Origin of the sequence: Mesorhizobium sp. IMUNJ 23232, assembly GCF_044326205.1 — a bacterium.
Classification (GTDB): Bacteria; Pseudomonadota; Alphaproteobacteria; order Rhizobiales; family Rhizobiaceae; genus Kumtagia.
Map to the genome: position 1 here is coordinate 15,945 of NZ_JBIRCY010000032.1, position 25,247 is coordinate 41,191.

Annotated in this window: 29 protein-coding genes; 15 read left to right on the forward strand and 14 right to left on the reverse strand. The window is 62.9% G+C overall.

What is annotated here, in order from left to right; translation table 11 throughout:
- Nucleotides 1-12: 12 nt before the first annotated feature.
- The 3 genes from ACH196_RS21935 to ACH196_RS21945 all read right to left on the reverse strand — a co-directional run bounded on the left by ACH196_RS21935 (nt 13) and on the right by ACH196_RS21945 (nt 4,232).
- Complete coding sequence (locus ACH196_RS21935) at nt 13-1,797, reverse strand: stimulus-sensing domain-containing protein (protein WP_396649062.1); 1,785 nt, start codon at nt 1,795-1,797, stop codon at nt 13-15.
- A 20-nt stretch (nt 1,798-1,817) separates the two neighbouring features.
- Nucleotides 1,818-2,519 (reverse strand): response regulator transcription factor, encoded by a 702-nt coding sequence (locus ACH196_RS21940; RefSeq protein ID WP_396649063.1) that lies wholly within the window; start codon nt 2,517-2,519, stop codon nt 1,818-1,820.
- Nucleotides 2,520-2,867: 348 nt separating this feature from the next.
- The gene (locus ACH196_RS21945) at nt 2,868-4,232 is read right to left on the reverse strand and encodes a Xaa-Pro aminopeptidase (RefSeq protein WP_396649064.1); all 1,365 of its coding nucleotides are present in this window, start codon (nt 4,230-4,232) and stop codon (nt 2,868-2,870) included.
- A gap of 94 nt (nt 4,233-4,326) precedes the next feature.
- Here ACH196_RS21945 and ACH196_RS21950 point away from each other — a divergent pair, with 94 nt between their 5' ends.
- From ACH196_RS21950 to ACH196_RS21985, 8 genes are all read left to right on the forward strand, one after another.
- The gene (locus ACH196_RS21950) at nt 4,327-5,433 is read left to right on the forward strand and encodes an aminotransferase class I/II-fold pyridoxal phosphate-dependent enzyme (RefSeq protein ID WP_396649065.1); all 1,107 of its coding nucleotides are present in this window, start codon (nt 4,327-4,329) and stop codon (nt 5,431-5,433) included.
- Nucleotides 5,434-5,453: 20 nt separating this feature from the next.
- Nucleotides 5,454-6,719, forward strand: a complete 1,266-nt coding sequence (locus ACH196_RS21955; RefSeq protein ID WP_396649066.1) for a cysteine desulfurase-like protein — start codon at nt 5,454-5,456, stop codon at nt 6,717-6,719.
- A 253-nt stretch (nt 6,720-6,972) separates the two neighbouring features.
- Nucleotides 6,973-8,583, forward strand: coding sequence for a phosphoenolpyruvate carboxykinase (locus tag ACH196_RS21960; protein WP_396649067.1), 1,611 nt, complete (start codon nt 6,973-6,975; stop codon nt 8,581-8,583).
- An 80-nt stretch (nt 8,584-8,663) separates the two neighbouring features.
- Nucleotides 8,664-9,101 (forward strand): alternative ribosome rescue aminoacyl-tRNA hydrolase ArfB, encoded by a 438-nt coding sequence (gene arfB / locus ACH196_RS21965; protein ID WP_396649128.1) that lies wholly within the window; start codon nt 8,664-8,666, stop codon nt 9,099-9,101.
- A 136-nt stretch (nt 9,102-9,237) separates the two neighbouring features.
- Nucleotides 9,238-9,756 carry a peptidoglycan-binding protein LysM gene (gene lysM / locus ACH196_RS21970; RefSeq protein WP_396649068.1) on the forward strand — a complete coding sequence of 173 codons (519 nt, stop codon included), beginning with the start codon at nt 9,238-9,240 and terminating at the stop codon, nt 9,754-9,756.
- 160 nt (nt 9,757-9,916) lie between these two features.
- Nucleotides 9,917-10,534 carry an alpha-ketoglutarate-dependent dioxygenase AlkB family protein gene (locus tag ACH196_RS21975; protein WP_396649069.1) on the forward strand — a complete coding sequence of 206 codons (618 nt, stop codon included), beginning with the start codon at nt 9,917-9,919 and terminating at the stop codon, nt 10,532-10,534.
- A gap of 34 nt (nt 10,535-10,568) precedes the next feature.
- Nucleotides 10,569-11,660, forward strand: a complete 1,092-nt coding sequence (locus ACH196_RS21980; protein ID WP_396649070.1) for a phosphatase PAP2 family protein — start codon at nt 10,569-10,571, stop codon at nt 11,658-11,660.
- 273 nt (nt 11,661-11,933) lie between these two features.
- Nucleotides 11,934-13,043: a phosphatase PAP2 family protein gene (locus tag ACH196_RS21985; RefSeq protein WP_396649071.1), complete on the forward strand. Its 1,110-nt coding sequence runs from the start codon at nt 11,934-11,936 to the stop codon at nt 13,041-13,043.
- On the opposite strand, the gene coaA is transcribed toward ACH196_RS21985, so the two are convergent.
- From coaA to hisB, 11 genes are read right to left on the reverse strand one after another with little or no spacing between them, the layout of a single operon-like run.
- Nucleotides 13,030-13,989, reverse strand: coding sequence for a type I pantothenate kinase (gene coaA, locus ACH196_RS21990; protein ID WP_396649072.1), 960 nt, complete (start codon nt 13,987-13,989; stop codon nt 13,030-13,032). The genes ACH196_RS21985 and coaA overlap by 14 nt on opposite strands.
- 22 nt (nt 13,990-14,011) lie before the next feature.
- Nucleotides 14,012-14,335, reverse strand: a complete 324-nt coding sequence (locus ACH196_RS21995) for a phosphoribosyl-ATP diphosphatase (RefSeq protein WP_396649073.1) — start codon at nt 14,333-14,335, stop codon at nt 14,012-14,014.
- A gap of 10 nt (nt 14,336-14,345) precedes the next feature.
- Complete coding sequence (gene hisF / locus ACH196_RS22000; protein WP_396649074.1) at nt 14,346-15,140, reverse strand: imidazole glycerol phosphate synthase subunit HisF; 795 nt, start codon at nt 15,138-15,140, stop codon at nt 14,346-14,348.
- 6 nt (nt 15,141-15,146) lie between these two features.
- The gene (locus ACH196_RS22005; RefSeq protein WP_396649129.1) at nt 15,147-15,815 is read right to left on the reverse strand and encodes a Uma2 family endonuclease; all 669 of its coding nucleotides are present in this window, start codon (nt 15,813-15,815) and stop codon (nt 15,147-15,149) included.
- On the reverse strand, nt 15,784-16,347 hold the full coding sequence (locus tag ACH196_RS22010) for a Uma2 family endonuclease (RefSeq protein WP_396649075.1): 564 nt from the start codon (nt 16,345-16,347) through the stop codon (nt 15,784-15,786). The genes ACH196_RS22005 and ACH196_RS22010 overlap by 32 nt, the downstream gene beginning before the upstream one ends.
- A gap of 12 nt (nt 16,348-16,359) precedes the next feature.
- Entirely contained in the window at nt 16,360-17,196 is an 837-nt protein-coding gene (locus ACH196_RS22015; protein WP_396649076.1) for an arginase family protein, read from the reverse strand.
- A 27-nt stretch (nt 17,197-17,223) separates the two neighbouring features.
- Nucleotides 17,224-17,952: a 1-(5-phosphoribosyl)-5-[(5-phosphoribosylamino)methylideneamino]imidazole-4-carboxamide isomerase gene (hisA, locus tag ACH196_RS22020; RefSeq protein WP_396649077.1), complete on the reverse strand. Its 729-nt coding sequence runs from the start codon at nt 17,950-17,952 to the stop codon at nt 17,224-17,226.
- Between the two features lie 4 nt (nt 17,953-17,956).
- A complete protein-coding gene (locus ACH196_RS22025; protein WP_396649078.1) occupies nt 17,957-18,244 on the reverse strand; it encodes a DUF1330 domain-containing protein in 288 nt (95 codons plus the stop codon).
- Entirely contained in the window at nt 18,241-18,891 is a 651-nt protein-coding gene (gene hisH, locus ACH196_RS22030) for an imidazole glycerol phosphate synthase subunit HisH (RefSeq protein WP_396649079.1), read from the reverse strand. The genes ACH196_RS22025 and hisH overlap by 4 nt, the downstream gene beginning before the upstream one ends.
- A complete protein-coding gene (locus ACH196_RS22035; RefSeq protein ID WP_396649080.1) occupies nt 18,891-19,385 on the reverse strand; it encodes a DUF2628 domain-containing protein in 495 nt (164 codons plus the stop codon). Before ACH196_RS22035 ends, hisH begins: the two co-directional genes overlap by 1 nt.
- Before the next feature lie 3 nt (nt 19,386-19,388).
- On the reverse strand, nt 19,389-19,988 hold the full coding sequence (hisB, locus tag ACH196_RS22040) for an imidazoleglycerol-phosphate dehydratase HisB (RefSeq protein WP_396649081.1): 600 nt from the start codon (nt 19,986-19,988) through the stop codon (nt 19,389-19,391).
- Between the two features lie 10 nt (nt 19,989-19,998).
- On the opposite strand from hisB, the gene ACH196_RS22045 reads away from it, so the two are divergent.
- From ACH196_RS22045 to hslU, 7 genes are all read left to right on the forward strand, one after another.
- Nucleotides 19,999-20,232, forward strand: a complete 234-nt coding sequence (locus ACH196_RS22045; RefSeq protein WP_396649082.1) for a hypothetical protein — start codon at nt 19,999-20,001, stop codon at nt 20,230-20,232.
- A gap of 333 nt (nt 20,233-20,565) precedes the next feature.
- A complete protein-coding gene (locus tag ACH196_RS22050; RefSeq protein WP_396649083.1) occupies nt 20,566-20,913 on the forward strand; it encodes a hypothetical protein in 348 nt (115 codons plus the stop codon).
- Nucleotides 20,914-21,123: 210 nt separating this feature from the next.
- The gene (gene hslV, locus ACH196_RS22055) at nt 21,124-21,675 is read left to right on the forward strand and encodes an ATP-dependent protease subunit HslV (protein WP_396649084.1); all 552 of its coding nucleotides are present in this window, start codon (nt 21,124-21,126) and stop codon (nt 21,673-21,675) included.
- Nucleotides 21,665-22,180 carry a GNAT family N-acetyltransferase gene (locus ACH196_RS22060; RefSeq protein WP_396649085.1) on the forward strand — a complete coding sequence of 172 codons (516 nt, stop codon included), beginning with the start codon at nt 21,665-21,667 and terminating at the stop codon, nt 22,178-22,180. Before hslV ends, ACH196_RS22060 begins: the two co-directional genes overlap by 11 nt.
- Nucleotides 22,177-22,782 carry a DUF2585 domain-containing protein gene (locus tag ACH196_RS22065; protein ID WP_396649086.1) on the forward strand — a complete coding sequence of 202 codons (606 nt, stop codon included), beginning with the start codon at nt 22,177-22,179 and terminating at the stop codon, nt 22,780-22,782. The genes ACH196_RS22060 and ACH196_RS22065 overlap by 4 nt, the downstream gene beginning before the upstream one ends.
- A gap of 4 nt (nt 22,783-22,786) precedes the next feature.
- Entirely contained in the window at nt 22,787-23,860 is a 1,074-nt protein-coding gene (locus ACH196_RS22070) for a hypothetical protein (RefSeq protein ID WP_396649087.1), read from the forward strand.
- Between the two features lie 38 nt (nt 23,861-23,898).
- A complete protein-coding gene (gene hslU, locus ACH196_RS22075; RefSeq protein ID WP_396649088.1) occupies nt 23,899-25,212 on the forward strand; it encodes an ATP-dependent protease ATPase subunit HslU in 1,314 nt (437 codons plus the stop codon).
- Nucleotides 25,213-25,247 lie beyond the last annotated feature (35 nt).

Genomic DNA, 25,247 nt, shown 5'->3' on the forward strand with positions numbered 1-25,247 from the left:
GGAACAGCGATCCTAACCTTCCGCCGGCAGCGTCATGACAAAACGCGCGCCCCGGACCTCGCCGGGCTTGGTGCCGGGGATGTTTTCCGCCGTCAGGCGGCCGCCATGCGCCTCGGCGATCTGGCGGCTGATCGACAGGCCGAGACCGGAATTCTGGCCGAAGGCCTCGGCGGAGGGACGGTCCGTGTAGAACCGCTCGAAGATGCGATCGATGGCGTCCGGGCGGATGCCAGGCCCGTTGTCGTCGACGGTGACCACATTGAATTTCCCGGCGCGCGACAGCGTGACCGTGATGTGGCCGCGCTCCTCAGGCACGAAGGAACGGGCATTCTCGACGAGATTGGTAATGACCTGTCCGAGCCGAAGATCGTGGCCCATGACATGATAGCTCTTCACGCCCTGCGGCAGTTTTGCCGCCTTGAACTCGATCGCCACCTTGCGCTTGTGCCTTGTCCCCTCCTGCGCCACCGACACGAGATCCGAAACCAGCTTCTTCAGATCCACCGGCTCCGCATCCTCGCGGGCAAGCTCGGCGTCGAGGCGCGAGGCGTCGGAAATGTCGGTGATCAGCCGGTCGAGGCGGCGCACGTCGTGCTGGATGATTTCCATCAGCCGGCCGCGCGAGGTCTCGTTCTTGGCGATCGGCAAGGTTTCCACGGCGCTGCGCAACGATGTGAGGGGGTTCTTCAGTTCATGCGCGACGTCTGCTGCGAAACTTTCGATGGCCTCGATGCGGGCGTAGAGCGCGTTGGTCATGCCGCGCACCGCGACCGACAGATTGCCGATCTCGTCCTGGCGGTCGGAGAAATCCGGGATCTCCTCGCGGCTCTTGACGCCACGCCGCACCCGCACCGCCGCCGCCGACAGCCGCCGCAGCGGATTGGCGATGGTGGAGGCGAGCAGCATGGACAGGATCGCCATGACCAGCGCCGCCACGCCAAAGACGCGCAGGATCGCCTTGCGCTCGGCCGCGACGATCTTGTCGATGTCGCCGCCCTCGGTCGAAAGCATCAGCACGCCTAGCACCGCACGGAACCGCTGGATCGGCACGGCGACCGAGACAATCTCCTCGCCCTTCTCGCTGACGCGCACAACGGTCGACGGACTGCCGCTCAGCGCGTTCATGACTTCCGGATAGGCGGCGCCGTTACCGCCCGGCTGCTCGCGGTAGATCGGAAGCTCGGAATCGCGAAAGAGGTCGAAGACGAATTTTTCGATCCGGTCGGCGAAGCTGGGTTGCTCATCGTCGACGGGCGGCAGGTCATAGCGCAGGATCTGGCCGCGCGAATAGAGATGGCGCGAATCGAGCAGCAGGTTGGCGTCGCGGTCGTAGATGCGGGCGCGCGTCCGGGTCGGCGAGATCAGCCGCTTGAGCAGCGGCGCGACCCGCTCCGGATTGATCGGGAAATCCAGATTGTCGAGCTGGTCGCTGCCCGGCCCGAGACTCTCGCCGGCCTGCAACTCCAGCAGCTTTTCCGGATCGATCGAGATCGAATCGGTCTCGACCGTGGCGGAAGAAGCGACGGCGCCGGCGATGATCTCGCCCTGCGTCATCAAGCTCTCGACGCGGGCGTCGATTAGCCCGTCGCGAAAGGTGTTGAGGTAGAGGATGCCGGCGACCAGAACCGCAAGGCCGGCGAGGTTGAGGAAGAGGATGCGGCGCGTCAGGCTGGAGAAGACGTGATGGCCGAGGAAGCGGCGCATCGGCACGGTGACCATGCCCAGCGCCCGCGCCAAAAAACCGCGCGGCCGCTTCACAGCGACCGCCGGTTTCTCTAGCTGCAAGTCTATCGCCATCCCGTACCGGTCCTGCCAGCTCAGGCCTCGCGGAAGCGGTAGCCCACGCCGTAGAGCGTCTCGATCATCTCGAAGTCGTCGTCGACAGCCTTGAACTTCTTGCGAAGCCGCTTGATGTGGCTGTCGATGGTGCGATCGTCGACATAAACCTGCTCATCATAGGCCGAATCCATCAGCGCGTCACGACTCTTGACGACGCCGGGGCGCTGGGCAAGCGAATGCAGGATCAGGAACTCCGTGACGGTGAGCGTCACCGGCTCGCCCTTCCAGGTGCAGGTGTGGCGCTCCTGGTCCATGACGAGTTGGCCGCGCTCCAGCGATTTCGCCTGCTGGCTGGGCGTCTTGGCGGCCGCCTCGCGGGCGCTGGCGCGGCGCAGCACGGCCCGCACGCGCTCGACCAGCAGCCGCTGCGAGAAGGGCTTTCTGATGAAGTCGTCGGCGCCCATCTTGAGGCCGAAAAGCTCGTCGATCTCGTCGTCCTTGGAGGTCAGGAAGATGACCGGCAGGTCGGTCTTCTGGCGCAGCCGGCGCAGCAGTTCCATGCCGTCCATGCGCGGCATCTTGATGTCGAGGATGGCGAGGTTCGGCGGTCGCGCCGCAAATCCCTCGAGCGCGGAGGCTCCATCGGTATAGGTCTCGACGCGGTAGCCTTCCGACTCCAGTGCGATCGACACAGAGGTCAGGATGTTACGGTCGTCGTCGACAAGCGCGATCGTTGCCATTTCAAGCGGCTCCCTCATGTGCGGGCGTCCCTTCCAGCATCAAGAAGAGGCTATTGGCGGACAAATTGAGTACAAATTGTGGCACGGCTTTCTTTCCATGTCACGGCACGCCATGCGGCACAACCCCAGAAAGATGCGCCGGCTAGCCTGACAACGCATTGACGGCGCAACGGTTTCGTCTGCACCGGTCGCGCGAATACTGCGCGAATATCAGGCGACAACTGGGTTTCGCCGCTGAATTTGCTGTCGTCTCCATCGCGGAAAACGGTGGCTGAACGCCAGCGTCACGATCCCGTGAGCAGCCCGGAATAGCACCGTTTGCCTGGTTCGAACCGGCGGGACGGTGCCCTAAGTACGCGCGAGAAGATGGTCCGGCTTCAGCCAGAAGGGCGGCAGGCAGAGCGGCGTCGAGGACAGCGGCAGGATGTTTTCGCGCACCTCCACGCCAAGTTCATCGCGCATGAAGGCGCGGCGGGCTTTTATACGCGCAAAGCACTCCGGATGGCGCGATTTCAGCTCGTCCCGCAAACCCTGGTCGGCGAAGGTGACGGGATCCTCGCAATTGAGCGTCCAGCCAGCGGGCATCGGCACCGGGATGACGTCGACCTGGAACGGCATGCCGGAGGCAAGTTTTTCCGCCGAGCCGAGCCGCACCGGGCTGTGCATCCATTCCTCGTGGCCGGTCAGATGGCCGGGATTGAGCGCGGAGCGGAGCCCGCCTTCCTCAAGCTTGCCGACGACCGCCTCGTACAGCGAGCCGCCTGTGACGCCGATGTCGGCGGTCTCGTACCAGGCCAGCAATCCCTCGAAATAGGCGGAAGCGGTTTTCTGGAAGGCTTCGTTGCCGGTATCGAACAGGCCGGCGCGCGACGAAAGGGCGCCCCAGTAGCCGATGGCTGAGGTAACACCGTCGCCGCGTGAAAACTTTCGGCCGATCGGGCCGCGCAGGCCGATGACTGTCTCGCCGGGGCCGGCCGACGCCAGCATTGTGTGGACGTTGAGCGGATCGCCGGCATAGTTCATGCGTGCGGCCGCCGAAAATTCGTCGTCTCCTTCGCGCACGCCGGAAACGATGCGCCACAGCGCCAGCGAGACGCGGGTCGAGGCCCATTCGAAGGCGGCGATCTGGTCGGCATCGATGACAGCGCGCAGGCCGGTCTCGGGATGCATCAGGATCGAGGTGACGTCGCGGAGCGTGCCGGCCGGGCCGACCAGGCGTTCGAACATGCGGACATGGACGGCCGGCACGAAGAAGGCGCCTTGCGGCTCGTCATCCTCCTGCGGCTCCAGATACTTCCAGCCGACCAACCCGACGCTGTCGCCTGTGCGCAGGCCCGCATCGCGCAGCCTGTCGGCGAGGCGAGGATGGCGCGTCCGGTCCTGCCCCATCAGACTGAGCGACTGGGCCATCAGCACGGTCAGGCCCGGGAGGCCGGCGAGCGATGCATAACTTTCCGACTCGTTGCCCGTGAGCAGAATGCGCTCGCCCTTCGGGCCGAGCAGCAGGAACGCTTCCTCGAAACGCGGCTCGAAACCGGTCAGGAAGACGATGTTTCCGAAATGCTCGCGGTCGGCATAGACGGCGAGCCAGTCGCAGCCGGCGCGTTCGTAGGCTGTCTTGGCCCGCGCCTCATAGGTCGACGCCGGCACCTGCGGCTGGCTGCCGAGTGGACCAAAATCCGGCAACGCCACTTTCCTGAGTTCAACAGCCATCCCTGCCCTCCCTCGAATCGTCTGCACCTATCAAATCCGGGTTTTTGCAGCCAGTCGATATGCTAGGGGGCTTCGTGCAAGCGAGGGGACGATCATGAACTACGCCAGAATGGTGATCGAGAAGGAAGCGCCGGAGGAATACGGCTATGACCGCATCCGCTTCAATCTGTCGGAAAGCTCAATCGCCGACCGCAAGCTCTCGGATTTCGGTTTTTCCCTCCCCGACCTGACGCTCTTCTATGGCGAGCATCGCGGAGAGCCCGAGCTTCGAAAGCTGATCGCCACTCAGGACGAAGGAATCTCGCCCAACGACGTGCTGGTGACTGCCGGGGCAGCCGGAGCGCTGTTCATCATCGCAACCACGCTGCTTTCGGCCAACGACCATCTCGTCGTGGTGCGGCCCAACTACGCCACCAACATCGAGACGCCCAAGGCGATCGGCTGCGAGATCAGCTATATCGACCTCTCCTTCGACGACGGTTTCGCCGTCGACCTGAAGCGGATCGAGGCGGCGCTGAAGCCGAAGACAAAGCTGATCAGCGTCACCTGCCCGCACAATCCGACCGGCACGATGATGGGCGAGGCGGACCTGACGGCACTGGTGGCGCTGGCGGAGAGCTATGGCTGCCGGCTGCTGGTCGACGAAACCTATCGCGACCTGAGCTATGGTCGCCACCTGCCCGCCGCCGCCTCGCTCAGCCGCAATGCGATTAGCGTTTCGTCGCTGTCGAAAGCCTTTGGCATCCCCGGTATCCGCATCGGCTGGCTAGTCACTCGCGACGCCGAACTCTACGAACGCTTCCTCGCCGCCAAGGAGCAGATCGGCATTTGCGGCAGCGTCATCGACGAATGTATCGCGCGCTCCATGCTGGAGCAGCGAGGCCAGTTCCTGGCTGCGGTCATGCCTGAAATGGCCCGCCGCCGCGACATCGTGCAGGACTGGATCGACGGCGAGACGCTGGTCGACTGGATCAGGCCGGAAGGCGGCGTGGTCGGTTTTCCACGGCTGAATGTCGGCCCGGATTTCGATCTCGACGCCTTTTATGTCCGGCTGCTTGAGCGCCACGGCACCTATGTCGGCCCCGGCCACTGGTTCGACATGCCGAAGTGTTTTTTCCGCATCGGATTTGGCTGGCCGACCGAAGCGGAGTTGCGCGGCGGCCTCGCCGCGATCTCCGCCGCACTGCGCGACGCAGCCTGACCGGTCAACGAGAGACGATCATGCCCATCGACATCGAGAAAATACGCTCGCAATTCCCGTCGCTTGCGGTGACCGACGACAACCGGGCGCGAATCTATTTCGATAATCCCGGCGGCACCCAGGTGCCGCGGATCGTCATCGACCGCATGACCGACTGCCTGATCCGCAACAACGCCAATCTGGGCGGCGCCTTCGCCAGCTCTATCGGCGCCGGGGCAATCATCGACGGCGCACGCGCGGCGATGGCCGATTTCGTCAATGCCACCTCGCCGGACGAAATCGTGTTCGGCCAGAACATGACGACGCTGACTTTTTCCATGTCGCGCTCGCTCGGCCGTCGGTTCACGGCCGGCGACGAGATCGTGCTGACCCGCATGGACCATGACGGCAACGTATCGCCCTGGCTTCTGCTGGCGCGCGATCTCGGGTTGACGGTGAAGTGGCTTGATTTCAATCCCGAGACGTTCGAGTTCGACCTTGCGGATTTCGCAGCGGTGCTCGGTCCCAGGACGCGGCTGGTCGCCGTCAACCACGCCAGCAACGCCACCGGCACGATCAACGATGTCAAGGCGATCAGCCGGATGGCCAAGGAGGCCGGCGCGCTGGTCTATGTCGATTCCGTCCAATACGCGCCGCATGGCAGCAACGACGTGCAGGACATCGGCTGCGATTTCCTGGTGTGCTCCGCCTACAAGTTCTTTGGCCCGCACCAGAGCATCTTGTGGGGCCGTGCCGAGCTGCTGGCGGAACTGGAAGCCTACAAGGTGCGGCCGGCTGCCAGCACCGGCCCGGAAAAATTCGAAACCGGCACGCAGAGCCATGAGGGGCTGGCCGGCGTGACCGCGGCGGTCGATTATTTCGCCGGCATCGGTGCAACGATGGGGGCGGACCAGCACGCCCGCCATGCTGGCTTCTCCGGGCGTCGGCGCGATGTGCGGGCGGCAATGGACGTGCTTTTCGCCTATGAGAAGACGCTTGCGGAACGGCTGATCGATGGCCTGACTGCCCTGCCCGACGTGACCATACAGGGCATCACCGCGCCGGAGGCGATGGGCCGCCGCGTGCCGACCATATCCTTCACCACGCCGCGCCATGCGCCCCGCGCACTGGCCGAGGCACTTGCCGCAGAGAACGTGTTTGCCTGGAGCGGCCACAATTATGCCGTTGAAGCGATCGGCCGGCTGGGATTGGCGGAAAAAGGCGGCGTGCTGCGGCTCGGCTTGGCGCACTACAACACGGCCGCAGAAGTCGACATCGTCATCGATGCGCTGCGCCGCGTCATGTAAACCTGTCTACCGGCACCCTGGCGCTTTCATCGGCATCTGCCCAAACGACGTGCCCACGGCTTGTGCAGCCGTGGCAGGCGCAAGGATTTTTTAAACGATTTAAACGATTTCAAAATCTTTAAATCGATTAATCATTTGATATGACTATGCTTTTCTGATTTCGAGAACCGTCGGCTCGACAGGATCGAGCGGCAGCAATCTCATATCCCGGCGATTTGCCGGGACGGCGCACACCCACCAGTTCGAGGGAAAGATGGGCGAAACAGGCATGCGCAATCCCGCCTGCGGGATCGAGACTTTCGGCATAGAGATGACCGGCACCGTTCATTACAATCTGCGGGCCGCCGCCCTCTACGAAGAGGCAATCCGCCGTGGCGAGGCGACGCTGTCAGCCGATGGGGCGCTGGTCGCCTATACCGGCCAGCACACCGGGCGTTCGCCGAAGGACAAGTTCGTCGTCCGGGACGCGGCGACGGAGCCGTATGTCTGGTGGGACAACAACGGCGCGATGCAGCCTGCGCAGTTCGAAACCCTGCTCACCGATTTCCAGGCGCATGCCGGGGCAAAGGACCTGTTCGTGCAGGATCTCGTCGGCGGCGCTGACGAGCATCAAAAGCTGCCGACGCGGGTGATCACCGAATATGCCTGGCACTCGCTGTTCATCCGCAACCTTTTGATCCGACCCGAAGCAGAGGCGCTGGCGGATTTCCTGCCGAAGATGACGATCATCGACCTGCCGTCGTTCCGCGCCGATCCGGCGCGCCACGGCACGCGCTCCGAGACGGTGATCGCGGTCGACCTGACGCGCATGATCGTGCTGATCGGCGGCACGTCCTATGCCGGCGAGATGAAGAAGTCGGTGTTTACAGCATTGAACTACCTGCTGCCCGCGCGCGGCGTCATGCCGATGCACTGCTCTGCCAATGAAGGCCCGGCGGGCGACGCAGCGGTGTTCTTCGGCCTGTCCGGCACCGGCAAGACGACGCTTTCGGCCGACGCCTCGCGCACGCTGATCGGCGATGACGAACACGGCTGGGGGCCGGACGGTATCTTCAACTTCGAGGGCGGCTGCTACGCCAAGACGATCAGGCTGTCGGCCGAGGCCGAGCCGGAAATCTTCGCCACCACAAGCCGCTTCGGCACCGTACTGGAAAACGTCGTGCTGGGCGGCAACCGCGTGCCCAACTTCGATGATGGCTCGCTGACCGAAAACACGCGCTGCGCCTATCCGCTCGATTTCATCCCGAACGCCAGCCCCACCGGGCGCGCCGGCCACCCCAAAAACATCGTGATGCTGACGGCCGACGCCTTCGGCGTGATGCCGCCGATCGCAAAGCTGACGCCGGAACAGGCAATGTACCACTTCCTCTCCGGCTACACCGCCAAGGTCGCCGGCACGGAAAAAGGCGTGAAGGAGCCTGAAGCGACGTTCTCCACTTGCTTCGGCGCCCCCTTCATGCCGCGCCATCCCTCCGAATACGGCAATCTGCTGCGCGAGCTCATCGCCCGGCACGGCGCCCATTGCTGGCTGGTCAACACCGGATGGACGGGCGGCGCCTTCGGCACGGGAAAACGCATGCCGATCAAGGCGACGCGCGCCCTGCTCGCCGCCGCGCTCGACGGCAGCCTGAACAAGGCCGAATTCCGTACCGATCCGAATTTCGGCTTCGCCGTGCCGGTGGCCGTGCCGGGCGTCGATCCGCAGATCCTCGATCCGCGCTCGACCTGGGCCGACACCGCCGCCTACGACCGGCAGGCGAGACGCATGGTCGGGATGTTCATCGGCAATTTCGAAAAGTTCGAGGCGCATGTCGACGCCCATGTGGCTGACGCGGCGCCGCGTTATCGTGAGGCGGCGGAATAAGCACTCTTACGTCGACACATTTGGCCCGGCCGCCGCGCCGGGCCTTTTCTTTTTGGCGCAGGCGCGCCATGTCTGGGCGCATGAACCCGGACGAGATCATCAGCATAGCCGATGGCGTGGCCATCCATCCCGACGACCTGCAGGAGAGTTTTATCCGCTCCTCCGGCCCCGGCGGACAGAACGTCAACAAGGTGGCCACCGCCGTGCAATTGCGTTTCGACGCGGCGAACGCGCGCGGCCTGCCGGAGCGTGTGCGCGACCGGGTGATTCTTTTGGCCGGCCAGCGCGCCACCAAGGACGGCGTGATCGTCATCGAGGCGGACCGTTTTCGCACCCAGGAGCGCAACCGCGCGGACGCCCGCCAGCGGCTCGCCGCGCTGGTCGCCAAGGCGGCCGAACCACCACCGCCGCCGCGCAAGAAGACAAAACCGTCGAAGGGCGCGGTGGAACGCCGGCTGAAGTCAAAGGCCGGCCGCTCGACCGTGAAAAAACTGCGCGGCAAGGTCGGGGACGACTGAGCGGCGGGCAGATTTCTGGAGGACCGGGTAAACCGTCTCCGGACGCTTCACGGGGTGTCGGCGCGCGCAACGCTTTTCATCCTGCCTTTTCGGTGCAAAGGTCGGCGCGACGTAATAGCCATGGAGTGCCACCACGATGGGAATGTTCGACTTCGTGAAAAGTGTCGGCAAGAAGCTGGGCTTCGGCGACGACGACGATGCGGCGGCAAAGGCAGAGGCGCTGAAGAAGGAACTCGATTCGCACAAGCTCGGCACCGAAAAGGTCGACGTCTCGGTCAAGGGTGACACGGTCGTGCTGAAGGGCGTGGTCAAGGACCAGTCGATCTTCGAGAAGGCCGTCATCGCCGTCGGCAACACGCTGGGCGTTTCCTCGGTCGAGGCGGAAGAGCTGAAGGTCGTGGCACCCGAATCGGGCCTGAAGCTCGAAACCACGGACCTGACCGATCTAGTGAGGGCTTCGACACCGGCCAAGGCGCCGGTCTTCTACACCGTCAAGAAGGGCGACAATCTCTGGAAGATCGCCGAGGCGAAGTATGGCAAGGGCAAGGGTGCCAGGAACACCGTGATCTTCGAGGCCAACAAGCCGATGCTGACGCATCCGGACAAAATCTATCCCGGCCAGGTGCTGCGCATTCCAGACATCGAGACGGCCTGATCCGGCAGAAGGCCGTTCCCTCCCGAAGCAGGTTTCGGGTCGTTTCCAAATGCGGGTCTGCTACGATTGACGGCCGTGCGAAGAGCGCGGCCGTTGTCATTTGCATGATGTCGTTTGCAAACCGCATATTTCGAGGCGACGTCCGTAACGGGAATTAACCATGCTCGTGCTGCCGAAAGGCGTCCGGCATATGCCGGGCTATCTCAGCCACGCGGCGCAGAAAGAGATCGTCGAAGCGATCCGCAATGTGGTGCGCGCCGCACCTTTGTACACGCCGGCCATGCCGAAGAGCGGCAAGGAGATGAGCGTACGCATGACCAATTGCGGTTCGCTCGGCTGGGTCACCGACAAGGAGCGCGGCTACCGCTATCAATCCACCCATCCGGTGAACGGCGAGCCCTGGCCACCGATCCCCGACCTGCTGCTTTCACTGTGGCGCGAAGTGTCGGGCTATCCGCATCCGCCGGAAGCCTGCCTGGTCAATTTCTATTCGGAAATGGCGAGGATGGGCCTGCACCAGGATCGCGACGAGGCCGATCTCCAAGCCCCGGTCGTCTCCATATCGCTCGGCGACGCCTGCCTGTTCCGCGTCGGCCAGACTTTTCGCGATGGACCGACTGTTTCCTTCCGGCTCGAAAGCGGCGACGTCGTCGTGCTGGGCGGAGCGGGCCGACTGTGTTTCCACGGCGTCGACCGGATCTATCCCGCGACCTCCGTGCTGCTGCCGAAGGGCGGACGGATCAATCTGACGCTGCGGCGGGTGACGTCGCCCTCTTAACCCAGTCTACAGCTTTTCGGGCTATGGGCTCGGCATGAGCCTCGCCTCCGGCATCGACACTGCGGCTCCGTCGCGCGGCGTTCCCCGCTTTGTGACGGAGACGGCCGCACGCATGAGCGCCGACCGGTGGCTTTACGCTATCATAGCGCTTTACACGGTCCTTGGCCTGCTGTTCCTCCGTCTCGTCGGGGCGACGGACCGGGCAGCCTACGAACCCTATTTCCTGCGCTGGCTGCTGCTCTTCGGCTTCACGCTTCCGGCGGTGTCGCTTCTCATCGAGTTGGGGCTGGTGCTCCACCGCTTCGACCGCCGGCGAGGGTTGGCGCTCCGCCGCGCCTTCTCGCCGCACAGGCTCGGCCATTTCGCGGCAGGCCTGGTTCTGGTCATGGCCATGGTGTTCTTCCAGGGAACCATCACCTCGGTGAAGAACGCAGTCTTCGTCTGGCAGGGCTCCTTTCCCTACGACCGCGCACAAGCCGACATCGACGCCGCCCTGCATTTCGGCATCGATCCCTGGCGCCTTCTCCAGGCTGTCGCCGGCAGCGACTTTGCCCGCACCGTGATCGAATTCAACTACAACGTCCTGTGGTTCGTCATCTGCTTCGGCGCGCTGTTCTTCGTGCTCACATCACCGAAGACCGACGCGATCCGGGCTCGCTACCTCGTCACCTTCATCGCGGTCTGGATCGTGCTCGGCAACGTGCTGGCCGGCCTGTTCCTGTCAGCCGGCCCGGCCTTTTACGGCAGCGTGACCGGCGACACGGGGCGCTTTGCCGAGCAGATCGCCTTTCTCGCCCGAAGTGCTGCCTCGCCAAACTCTGCCGCCTCCTATCAGAACTATCTGTGGCTGCTGCACAGCTCCGGGCAGCCCGGATTCGGCTCGGGAATCGCCGCCTTCCCCAGCGTGCATGTCGGGCTGATAACGTTGAACGCGCTGTTCGTGTGGGAAAGAAGTCGCCGCTGGGGTACGCTGGTCTTCTGTTATGTCGCTTTCGTCACCGCGAGTTCGGTTTATCTCGCCTGGCACTATGCGATAGACGGTTATGCCGCGATCGTCGTGGTGATCGCGTTGTATCTGCTGATGCGCCGCCTGCTCCCCGACAGACTTCCCATAAGAGCTTCCTGAGCGCCATTTCCTCGACAAAATGATCCTCGGCCTAACGCGCGATCGTTTCGCGGCGCTGGCCGGCAGTGTTTCCACGACCGGCCGGACCTATCCGGAAAGCCGAACCCTGCTGCCGGAAAGCGGACGCATCAATCTCGTCTCGCGACGAGTGAACTGGGCCTGCGCCGTAACGGAATCTACAGTTATTTTGTCTACGGCAGTCTGCGCTCGGGTTTTTGGGTCGAGCATTTGCCCAGGCGCAAGGTATGCGCCTGCGGTATCAAGGCGGCTTCGATGGCGTCGGACGGCAAGTTCGAAATCTTTCTTCGCGAAACTGCGGCGCAGATACGCGCCGACGCTGGAATCTACCTTTTCATCGCGATCTATGCGCTGGCCGGGATCTTGCTGCTCAACATGTTCCAGGCGAGCGGGCGCGCCGCCTATGGGATTTATGTCGGCAGCGGCCTGTTCATGTACGGCCTCGTCATGCCGGCCATCGTGCTTGTTTTCGATCTTTGCTGGTGTTTTCTTCGGTATGGCCGGCACCGCAACCTGGCATTCAGTCGAATGCTTTCTCCGCAGCGCCTTGCGTACCTCGTCTCAGGCCTTGTTCTCATGCAGGCCATGACGGTCTTCTTCGGGACATTCACCTCGATCAAGAACGTCCTGCCTCTGCTTCATGACGGATTTCCCTATGATCCCCTGCACGCCGACATCGACGCCGCATTGCATGGCGGCGTCGATCCGTGGCGGCTGATCCAGGTCGCATGGGGGACCGACTCCGTCCGGCGCCTGGTGGAATGGAACTACCATCTGGGTTGGGCGACGATCTGCTACGGGGCGTTGTTCTTTGCGGCAACATCGCCGCTCGCCCGGAAGCTGAGAACCCGCTACCTGTTCGCCTTCATGCTTGTGTGGATCATCGTCGGCAATGTGCTAGCCGGCCTGTTTCTTTCAGCCGGACCCGCTTTCTACGGCCTGGTCACCGGCGATAGCCAACGATTTGCCGAACAACTCCAGTTTCTGGCGCAGGGAGGCGAAATATCCGGCAACTCCGTCAGCTATCAGAAATATCTGTGGCACACTTACATCAACGGCACGGCAGGTTTGGCCACCGGAATATCCGCATTCCCCAGCGTCCATGTCGGGTTGATCAGCCTCAATGCGTTTTTCCTGTACGCGTTCAGCCGTAAATTCGGCGTGCTCGCCTTTGTGTACGTCGCCTTCGTGGAGCTGAGTTCGGTTTATCTCGCCTGGCACTACGCAATCGACGGATATGTGGCGGCAGCGGCCGCAGGACTGATCTTCTTAGCCTTGAAGAAATGGCTGCCTGATACCGGAACAACGGTGGCCAGGAGACTACCGAGCCGTCCCATTATAGCGTCGGCACTTACAACTTCCTGAGCGCCACTTCCTCGACGAAATGGTCCTCACCCTTGCGCAGGATCAGGTCGGCGCGCGGGCGGGTCGGCAGGATGTTCTCGCGCAGGTTTTTCAGATTGATGTTTTGCCAGAGACCCTCGCCGATGGCGCGCGCCGCATCCTCGGACAGTTGCGAATAGCGGTGGAAGAAGGAGTCGGGATTGCGGAACGCCGTCTCGCGCAGCCGCATGAACCGTGAAATGTACCATTGGTGGATCAGGTCTTCGTCGGCATCGATGAAGATCGAGAAGTCGAAGAAATCCGACAGGAACGGCACGTATTTGCCGTCCTTCGGCAGATCGCGCGGCTGCAGAACGTTGAGCCCTTCGAAGATCAATATGTCCGGCCGGTCGATGGTGACGAATTCGCCTGGGACAACGTCATAAGTCAGGTGCGAATAGAGGGGCGCACGCACGTCGGCCTCGCCCGACTTGATCGCCGAAAGGAAACGCAGCAGCGCGCCAACGTCGTAGCTTTCCGGAAAGCCCTTGCGCTCCATCAGCCCCTGGCGACGCAAGGCCTCGTTGGGCAGAAGGAACCCGTCCGTGGTAATGAGATCGACCTTCGGGCTGGACGGCCAGCGGCGCATCAGTTCCTTGAGCAGTCGTGCGGTCGTCGACTTGCCGACGGCGACCGAACCCGCCATGCCGATGATGAAGGGCGTCTTGCGGGCGTTGGCGGCATTGAAAAAGAGCTTGCGTTGGCGAAACAGCGCCTGGCTGGTCTCGACATGCGCTGAGAGCAGTCGCGACAGCGAGAGATAGATGCGGCGCACTTCATCGAGATCGACGCGGTCCTGCAGCGAGCGCAGGCGCTCTACCTCCTCGGCTGACAGCGTCAGAGGCGTGTCGGCTCGAAACTCGGCCCAGCGCTCGGCGGTGAAGAAACGGTACGGGGAATATTTCTCGGTCGGGGCGAACTGATCCATCTGTCCTCTCGATACCGATGCGTCAGCCGGCACGCGACGCCTTTTCCGCGAGTCCGGATTGCCCGGTCCTGCGCTCCAGTTCGGCCAGCACATCGGCCAGCGGCACGCCGGCAACTGCCAGCACGACCATCAAATGGTAGAGGAGATCGGCACTTTCGGCGACGAGCTCGGCCGGCTCGCCCCGCACCGCCGCGATCACGGTCTCGACCGCCTCCTCCCCCATTTTCTTGGCGGCCCGATCCATGCCGGCGGCAAACAGCTTGGCCGTCCAGGACGAGGACGCATCGCCCGACTTCGCGCGCTCAGCGACGATCTTTTCCAGATCGGAAAGGGAAAATGCGGTCATTGGCCGCCGTTTAAGCGTGTTGCGGTGCGAAGTCGAGTCGCATGGCGAGCCCTGCCGCCGCCATATGCGCCTTGGCTTGCGAGATCGAATAGGTGCCGAAATGGAAAATGGATGCCGCTAGCACCGCCGTCGCGTGGCCGTCGCGGATGCCCTCGACCAGATGGTCAAGCGTACCGACGCCGCCCGAGGCGATGACCGGCACGCGCACCGCGTCGGCGACCGCGCGTGTCAGCGCGATGTCGTAGCCGGCCTTGGTGCCGTCACGGTCCATCGAGGTCAGCAGGATTTCGCCGGCGCCGAGATCGACCACTTTCCGGGCGAACGCCACAGCGTCGATGCCCGTCGGCTTGCGGCCACCATGGGTGAAAATCTCCCAACGATCGGTTTCCCCGGCACTGGACACCTTCTTTGCATCGATGGCCACGACGATGCACTGGTTGCCGAACTTGTCGGCGGCATCGGCGACAAAGTCCGGATTGTTCACGGCCGCCGTGTTGATCGACACCTTGTCGGCGCCGGCGAGCAGCAGTCTTCGTATGTCGGCAACCTGTCGCACTCCGCCACCGACGGTCAGCGGCATGAAACACTGCTCCGCGGTACGGGCCACGACATCGAAGATCGTCTCGCGATTGTCGGACGAAGCGGTGATGTCGAGGAAGCAGAGTTCATCGGCCCCGGCCGCATCATAAGCGCGCGCCGCCTCGACCGGGTCTCCGGCGTCGATCAGGTCGACAAAATTGACGCCCTTGACGACGCGGCCGTCCTTGACGTCGAGGCAGGGAATGACACGGGATTTGAGGGTCATGGTTGGTTAGCGGCCTATGCCTTCATAGAGTTCGGAGAGTTCTATGGTGACTTCAAGGCCTGGCAGTTCGACCGTCTCCTCCATGCCGGAAACCTCCCTCGGGCCAGTCCACTGGTCCTGATCGCGCGACCACAACCATACTCTGGCCTCTTCCTGAGAAAGAACGAGATACTCACGAAGCGAGGGCAGACTTCTGTAATCTTCCTGCTTCTCGACCAGATCACGTGCCAGTGAAGATGGCGAAAGAACTTCCGCGATGAATAGCGGTTCCTTGGCGGCCAGATTTCGCGGTTGTCCAGAGGGGCGAACAACAAGCAGATCAGGATATCGGATGCCGTCCGGCGTTCTCGCGCCGAAATCCGACGCACCGACGATGAAATCTTTCAAACCAATCTGGCGAGCTATGATCAGTTGAAGCCGGGAAACAATCCACCAGTGGCTTTCAGAAACGCCGACCATCATCTCGATCACCCTCCCCCGGACAAATTCCCGCTTGCCTTCGCGCCCCTCATTCCAGCGCAGGAACTCGTCCGCCGTGGTTGGATGTCTCGACTGGATGTTCATCGTGTTCGTCCAGATCGTGAAAATATCATCAGCGATCAATTTCGGTCGGCCATCTGATGCATGCCATCCTAAGCCGATCTCAATTGCCGACAACTCCGCGATACAGGCCATCGACGTCAATGAGAATGTGCCTAGCGTCGATACGTAGCGCGATCTGGCCGCTCTCGATAATCTCGGGGCCTATCCATTGCCTGCGGTCATCGCGGGACCAGAGCCAGACGCGGACTTCGTCCTGCGACAAAGTCAAATAGTGCTGCAACGTCTCCAGAGCCCGATAGTCCCGCGCCTTCTGCCCGAAATCGTCAGCCATTGTGGATGGTGAAAGCACTTCGGCCAGAAGCAATGGCGAATTCGTTGCGAGCGCTTTCCCGTCTCCCGAAAACGCCTCGACCATAACGTCGGGAAAACGGACGCCCTCCCCGGCGCGGACCCCGAACTCGGCCGAACCCACGTTGTATTGCTCGACCCCAAGCTGGGATGCGAGTTGCAACATCAGGCGGGAAGCCAGTTGCCAATGGCGCCTCGTGACATTGATCATCATCTCGACAACCCTCCCCTGCACGAACTCGCGCTTGCCCTCACGCCCCTCATTCCAGCGCAGGAACTCGTCCGCCGTGGTTGGATGTCTCGACTGGATGTTCATGACGTCAATCTATCAAATCCGCTCCAGCGCCGCCAGAAAATCGATCAGCAGCCGGCCGACGACTGGCGGAACCTCCGCCTCGGCGTCGAACGCCGGATCGTAGGCGGTCAGCGTCACGCCAACGACCGGAATGGACCGCGCGATGCCACAGGCCATCTGCCTGAGTTCATCGGGGTTCGGGCCTCCCGGCGCCGTGTAACGGTTGACCCGCAGCGTGCGCGGATCGTGGACGTCGAGATCGAGATGCAAATGGGTGCGGGCCACGCCCGCCGCCTTGAGTTTTGCAACTTCGCCCGGCGCATCGCGGACGGCGGCCCTGACGATCGGCAGGCTTTCCAGCAGCCGCTTTTCGTCGGGGTCGAGGTCGCGCGCGTCGACCAGCATGCAGCGCGACGGGTCGATGGCGCGAAAGCCCGAAATGCTTGCGGCCATCGGCTTCCAGCACAGGCCGAGCATCGTGCCGAGTGCCATGCCATCGAGGAAACCGTGGATCGAGGTTTCCGGCGTGTTGAGGTCGCCGTGCTGATCCACCCAGACGACCGAATCCGCCGCCTCGCCGGCAACGGCGCCGAGCGCCGACAGGCAATTGCCGGCGAGCACGATCGGGAACCTTCCTTCGGAAACGCTGGCGTCGACCTTCGCGGCGACCGCCTTGCACACCGCGAACCCGGTCGCAATCTCGCGCCGCGGCGTTTCGCCGACCTCCCCGATATCCTCGACGACGACGTCGTGGCCATTGAAGGTCAGCGCCTCGACGATGCCGCCGCTGATCAGCGCTTCCGGACCCTGGCCGAAACCGCCATGGTATTGACCGCTGTCATAGGGCGCGAGGATGATCGATAGTTTCATCGCGATCTCCGAAATCGTCGTGACGAATTAAGCTGCCCTGAGCAGGGACAGGGCTTCGGCCGGATCGATGCGGCCATCATACAGCGCGCGGCCGGAAATCGCGCCTTCGAGTTTCTGCGCGTCGGGCATGGTCATGCGCCTGATATCCGCCAGCGAGGCCAGGCCGCCCGAGGCAATCACCGGGATGGACACCGCTTCCGCGAGCGCGATGGTCGCATCCCAATTGATGCCGGCCAGCACGCCGTCGCGGTCGATGTCCGTATAGATGATGGCCGCCACGCCGGCGCCTTCGAATTTCTTCGCCAGCTCGACGACGCCGAGCGACGAGGCTTCCGCCCAGCCCTCGACCGCCACCTTGCCGCCCTTGGCGTCGATGCCGACCGCGATTTTTCCGGGATGCAGCCGGCAGGCTTCCTTGACCAGCGCGGGGTCGCGCACCGCGACCGTGCCGAGGATGACGCGGGCCAGGCCCTTGGCCAGCCAGGCATCGATGTGGGCGTGCGTGCGAATACCACCGCCGAGTTGCACCGGGTTTCTGGTCGCCTTGAGGATCGCCTCGACCGCCGCGCCGTTGCGGCTTTCGCCGGCAAAGGCGCCATCGAGGTCGACGACGTGCAGCCATTCGAATCCCTGATCCTCGAAGGCTTTAGCCTGTGCCGCCGGATCGGGATTGTAGACGGTGGCCTGGTTCATGTCACCGAGCTTCAGGCGCACGCACTGGCCGCCCTTCAGGTCGATGGCCGGGAAAAGGATCATTTTGTCACGCGCCTTCGACGATGGCGAAATGCGAGGCCGAAAAGGCGCGGCGCAGTTTCAGCGCCGCCTGGTATTCGGGCGAGTGGTAGCAGGCGAGCGCCGTCTCGTAGGAATCGAACTCGATGATGACATGGCGGTTGGCGGCGAAACCTTCCGGGCTCGACGCCTGCCCGCCGCGCACCAGAAACTTCGCGCCGTATTTGTCGAACGCGGCCTTGTTGGCGGCGATGTATTGCGGATAGTTCTCCTCGTCGAGAACCGAAACCATGGCCATCCAATAGCCTTTCTTCATGGTCTCCACCTCAAAAAATTGGCGATAAGGGCCAGGCCGAGCGCCTGGCTCTTTTCCGGATGGAACTGCGTGCCGGCAAAATTTTCGCGGCCGACGGCTGCGGTCACCGGCCCGCCATAGTCGGTTACGGCCAGAACCTCATCTTCACGCAGAGATTCAAGATGGTAGGAATGCACGAAATAGGCGTGCAGGCCGTGGTCGCCGGTCCGGATTCCGTCGAACAGCGGATGCGAATGTTTCACGTGAATCGTATTCCAGCCGATCTGCGGAATCTTCAGCGACGGGTCAGCCGGTTCGATCTCCTTGACGTCTCCCGCGACCCAGCCGAAGCCTTGGGTGACCGTCTTCTCCAGGCCGCGCTTGGACATCAATTGCATGCCGACGCAGATGCCGAGAAACGGTCTTGCCCTGGCAATCGCCACCTCCTCTACCGCCTCCCACATTCCGTCGACCGCCCGCAAACCGGCGGCGCAGTCGGCATAGGCGCCGACGCCCGGCAATACGATACGGTCGGCGGTGCGGACCCGTTCGGCATCGGCGGTCAGGTCGATCTCGGCGGCAACGCCGGCCTCGCGCGCGGCACGCTCGAAAGCCTTGGTCGCCGAGCGCAAATTGCCCGACCCGTAGTCGATGATGGCGACGCGCATCAGCTTCGTCCCGGATAATTGAACAGGCCGAGCGCCGGGCCGGCGGACAAACGCTGCCGCCTCGCCGCCCATGGTGCGTCGGCGGCTGAAAGGACGGCCTTGTCGTCCTCTATTTCATCGCCGCCAAGCACGACCGCCGCATAGCGGGTCTCGGCGTCCGCGACACTGTCGGCATCGAGCACGCCCCACTCCCGCCAGCCGCGCCGGCGCAGCGCGGCGAGCCACAAGGCCGAACCCTCCAGGCCGACATAGAAGGAAAGCAGCAGCGACAGCAACGACCCCGCCAAGCCGAGGCCTAGCGCTTCGCCGATCGCCCCGACGCCAAACATAGCGGCGAAAGTTAGCACCGCCTCGATCACGAGGCCGTGCCAGAGCAGCCATAGCGGAGGAAAGACAAATCCAAGCAAGGAAAAGCCGTCGCGCACGATCCGCGCCTGGCTGACCGCGTCGGTCCCGAGCGCTGTCTCCGGTTCCATGACGACGAAGCGCGCCATCCTCTACCCCTTCAGGCTGCCCTTGGTGGACGGCACCGCGTCCGGCTGGCGCGGGTCGCGCTCCAGCGCCGCCCGCAACACGCGCGCCACCGATTTGAAGCAGGTCTCGGCAATATGGTGGTTGTTGGCGCCGTAGAGATTGGTGACATGCAGCGTGATGCCGGCGTTCTGGGCGAATGCATGAAAGAATTCGCGCACCAGTTCGGTATCGAAAGTACCGATCTTCGGCGACGAGAACGGCACGGCCCAGACCAGATACGGCCGGCCGGAGACATCGACGGCGGCGCGCGTAAGAGTCTCGTCCATGGCGAGGTCGAGCGACGCATAACGCATGATGCCACGCCGCTCGCCCAGAGCCTTCGACAGCGCCTGGCCGAGCGCGATGCCGGTGTCTTCGACCGTATGATGATCGTCGATGTGCAGGTCGCCCTCGGCGCGCACCTTCATATCGATCAGCGAATGGCGGCAGAGCTGGTCCAGCATGTGGTCGAAGAAACCGACACCGGTGGCGATCTCACCCTTGCCCGTCCCATCGACATCGATCGACACGGCGATACGCGTCTCCTTGGTCGAACGGCTTATTTCGGCGGTGCGGGCGGCCATGGAAAGTCCCGTGTTTGGCAAAAACGCGAGCCTTGTAACAGCATGGTCCGGGGGAATCAAAGCCGCCCATATCACAGGTACGGCGCAGGGGGACAACTTATGGAATTTTTTCAAAAAGGCAGAGATGCTTCGGGGGCTTTCGCCGGCAGGAAAAGTGAACGGTCTCCGTCACTTACCCCGACAGGCCGGCTCCGGGGTAAAAGTTTTTTCCGGGTTTTTGCCGGATTTCATCCCCGCCGGCTGATCCTGCCTCATAATCCTCGTGATCGCTCTCGCGGGAAACCTGGTGCGCACCGGGTATCAGGGGAGAGCATCGGCGCCGGGGTGGCCGCGTAACGGTGCGCGGCTTGGCAAGAGCCTTCAGACCCGGGCCCCAGACCGCGACGACAAGCCTCGGATTGAGCCGGGGCGGTATCAGCGATCGGGCAAGCACGCCGGCGGGGCGCAAGGTTCGCGCCACGTATCTAACTTTGAGAGGCTCGGCCTCGCGCCCCGCTTCCCACCTTCCATCAATGGCCAGACGCGAAAGCAGGGCGTGGCAACGATCAAACACGTCCCGAACAGGAAAGGATTTACCATGCACGACGATAGCGAAAATGACCGTCCAAAGTACGAGCGCCTGCCCTGGACCTGGGACACGCTGCCGCCTTCCATGCGCGATGCGATGGCGGATGCGCTACGCCTGGCCGCCACCGCGGGCGGCTCGCCGGCACGCTGCCGGCGCAAGGAGTGCAAGCAGACGCATCGATGCAGCTTCAAGCTGGACAAGCACGGCGACGGCATCTGCCTTGGCGGCATCACCGAGCCGATGGTCCGCGAGGCCGCGCTCATGATCAAGTACGCAAGCGACTTCTGGGCGAAGCGCGGGCCGTCCTGGGGAGCGATCCTCGAAGCCGAGAAAAAGCTTCGCGATGCCAGGTTCTGACACGACATGCAGGGGACAGTTTACTTTTATCCCCGGAAAGGCTCAGCCTTGGATGGGTTGGCGCGAGGGGACAAAAGTAAACTGTCCCCGGGCGCCCATTCCTTCTCGACCGCAATTTGCATTCCATTTGCGCCTGCATACATATGGCCCTTCATACCCTCGTATCGCGCGGATCGCCGCTTCTGGGACCGCGCGCAATCGGAGCAATCGATGTCGAATGAACTGACCATGCACGCCACCACCATCGTGACGGTGCGCAAGGGGGGAAAAGTCGTGATCGCTGGTGACGGCCAGGTGAGCCTCGGCCAGACGATCATGAAGGGCAACGCCAAAAAGGTCCGCCGCATCGGCAAGGGCGGCAGCGTCATCGCCGGTTTCGCCGGGGCGACCGCCGACGCCTTCACCCTGCTGGAGCGGCTGGAGGCCAAGCTCGAGCAATACCCCGACCAGCTTACCCGCGCTTGCGTCGAGCTCGCCAAGGACTGGCGCACCGATCGCTATCTGCGCCGCCTTGAAGCGATGATGCTGGTGGCCGACAAGAATGTGTCGCTGGCGCTCACAGGTACCGGCGACGTGCTGGAGCCGGAGCATGGCGTGATGGCGATCGGCTCCGGCGGCAATTATGCGCTCGCCGCCGCCCGCGCGCTGATGGACACCGACAAGGACGCTGAAGAGATCGCCCGCAAGGCGATGCAGATCGCGTCTGACATCTGCGTTTACACCAACAACAATTTTGTCGTCGAAACGCTCGATGCCGCGTGAGGCGAAACCCCGCTACGGCTTTCGGCCGGTGACCGAGAAGGATTTTCCCCTGCTCGGCCGCTGGCTGCGCGAACCACATGTGGCGGAATGGTGGGACGACCCAGATGAGGAGCTTGCAGGAATCCGCGAGCATATGGACTCGGTCTCGGTCGAGCCGCTGATCGTCGAGCTCGACGGCAAGCCAATCGGCTATCTCCAGACATACGATCCGCATCTGGAGGACGATCATCCGTACAACGACCAGCCGTTCGGCACGCTTGGCCTCGACCTGTCGATCGGCGTGGCGGAGCTGGTCGGCGTCGGCCACGGCTCGGCGCTGCTCAGCCAGTTCATCGACGAACTCTTCGCCGAAGGCACGCCGCGCGTTGTCATCGATCCGCACCCCACCAACGCCCGCGCGATCCGTGCCTACGAGAAGGCCGGCTTCGCGCGGGTCGACGAGCGCAGCTCGATCTATGGTGACGTGCTTTTGATGGCGCGCGACAACGAGGAATTGTCGGAATGACGATGGCTCCGGCGGCCGATCCGCAGATTGCGGCGCACAGGCGCGTCTTCCTGGCGGGGCTGCTGATCGCGGCCGGGCTGATCGCCGCGCAAGGCATCACGCTCTACCTGATGGGCCAGCCGCTCATCTGCAAATGCGGAACGGTGAAACTCTGGCACGGCATCGTGCAGAGCAGCGAGAACAGCCAGCATCTATCGGACTGGTATACCTTCTCGCACATCATCCATGGCTTCCTGTTCTACGGCCTGTTCCGGCTGGTGATGCCGCGCGTCAATGTCGGCTTGCGCCTCGTCGGCGCAGTGATCATCGAAGCCGGCTGGGAGATCCTCGAAAACTCCGACTTCATCATCAACCGCTACCGCGAAGCCACGATCTCGCTCGACTATTTCGGCGACAGCGTCATCAATTCCGTGTTCGACACGCTGTGGATGGTGCTCGGTTTTGCGTTGGCCGCCCGGCTCCCTATATGGATGACGATAGCACTGGCCGTCCTGTTCGAACTGGTCGTCGGCTACATCATCCGAGACAACCTTACCCTCAACATCATCATGCTGCTGTACCCGGTGGAAGGGATCAAGCAGTGGCAATCGGGAGGGACGTAACCTAGTGCGCAGCTTTCCTTCGCCGTTGGAGACATCCTCTATATCCGCAGACACGCTGCTCGCAGCCGTCGGGACCGGCGTGCTCTCGGCCGAACAAGCGCAAGCCCTGTTCGACCTGGAAGGCGAGCGGACAGTGCAGGCAGCCCCCGCATCTCGCGACGACGAGCAATTTCGCTTCATCAGCGGTTTCGGCGATATCTTTGTCACCATCGGACTCGGCCTGTTTCTTGGGGCGCTGGGCTATTTCACTATCGAGCGTCTCGGCATGGGCGGCGCCACTTTGGTTGCCGCTGCGAGCTGGCTGCTGGCTGAATATTTTACCCGTGTTAGGCGCATGGCGCTGCCCAGCATCGTGCTGCTGTTGGTTTACGCGAGCATGGTCTTTTATGCTGCCGAGTTCCTTTTCGGGCCTGACCCAGACCTGATGGCCTGGAGCCTGGAAAGGTATTCGATGGCCACGATTGGTGCCGGCCTAGCGACAGCACTGGCAGCGGTAGCACACTATTGGCGATTCCGCGTACCGATTACCATCGCAGCTGGTGTCGCGGCCCTGGTTGCTGCAGTCGTCGGCATCCTGATCCTGATAGCGCCAGATTTCTCGGAAACTGGCCTTACGGCGGTCCTGTTCGTCTGTGGTTTGGCGGTCTTCGCCCTGGCGATGCGTTTCGACCTAAGCGATCCGAGGCGCGAGACCCGGCGCATCGACATTGCCTTTTGGTTACATATGCTGGCCGCTCCCTTGATTGTGCATCCACTGATCAACGGTTTTGTACTGGACTCCGGCAACGGGCCGAACGAGGCGTCCGCTTGGAGCATCCTCGCCGTTTTCGCCCTATTAAGCATTGTCGCCGTGCTGGTCGACCGTCGTGCCATTCTGGTGTCTGGGCTGACTTATGCCGGTATCGCCTTTGGCACGCTCGCCGGCGGAGCAGGGCTGGTAGACAGCGTCGTTCCGCTTACCATGCTGGCGCTCGGTGCTCTGGTGCTGATGCTCAGCGCCGGCTGGCATGCATTGCGCCATACGTTGCTCAGCTTCCTGCCGGATGGCTTGGCGCGGCGCTTTCCCATTCATACCTGACACCAAGATATTAGATCGAAGGAAATCGAGTACCCGTAATGACCACCTTCTCCCCCCGCGAAATCGTCTCCGAACTTGACCGCTACATCATCGGCCAGAAGGACGCCAAGCGCGCTGTGGCAATCGCGCTGCGCAACCGCTGGCGGCGCCAGCAACTGGAAGGCCAGATGCGCGAAGAGGTGATGCCGAAGAACATTCTGATGATCGGCCCAACCGGCGTCGGCAAGACCGAGATTTCCCGCCGCCTCGCCAAGCTGGCCGGCGCGCCCTTCATCAAGGTCGAGGCGACCAAATTCACCGAAGTCGGCTATGTCGGCCGCGATGTCGAGCAGATCGTGCGCGACCTGGTCGAGACGGCCATCGGGCTGACGCGCGACAAGATGCGCGAGGACGTCAAGGCACGCGCCCACATCAACGCCGAGGAACGCGTGCTGGAAGCCCTCGTCGGCAAGACGGCTTCGCCGGCAACCCGCGATAGTTTCCGCAAGAAGCTGCGCGATGGCGAGATGGATGACAAGGAGATCGAGGTCGAGGTGTCCGACACCGGCAGCGGCGGTATGCCGAGCTTCGAGATCCCCGGCATGCCCGGCGCCAATATCGGCGTGATGAACATCAACGACATGCTGTCGAAGGCGATGGGCGGCAAACGCACCAAGACGCGCAAGACCACCGTCAAGGAATCCTACGACCTGCTGATCAACGACGAGTCCGACAAGCTGCTCGACCAGGACGAGGTGGTGCGACGCGCTCTGGAATCGGCGGAGAATGACGGCATTGTCTTCCTCGACGAGATCGACAAGGTGGCGGCGCGCCAGGATGGCCTTTCGGGCGGACCGTCGCGCGAGGGCGTGCAGCGCGACCTGCTGCCGCTGGTCGAGGGCACGACTGTCGCGACGAAATACGGACCGATCAAGACCGACCACATATTGTTCATCGCCTCGGGCGCCTTCCACGTCTCCAAGCCGTCGGACCTGCTGCCGGAATTGCAGGGCCGCCTGCCGATCCGAGTCGAGCTTCGTGCGCTGGAGAAGGACGACTTCGTCCGCATCCTGACCGAGACGGAAGCCAGCCTGATCAAGCAGTATATCGCGCTGATGAAGACCGAAGGCGTCGAACTCGACTTCACCGAGGATGCCATCGACTCCCTCGCCGGCATCGCTGTCGATCTCAACGCCAGCGTCGAGAACATCGGAGCGCGCCGGCTGCAGACGGTGATGGAGCGGGTTCTGGATGAAATCTCCTATACGGCGCCCGACCAGAACGGCACAAAGGTGACGATCGACGCGGCCTATGTGCAGAAACACGTCGGCGATCTGTCGAAAAACACAGATTTGTCGCGGTTTATTCTGTAAGCAGCTAAAACCTCGGGCGGGGAGTTGGTCAATGA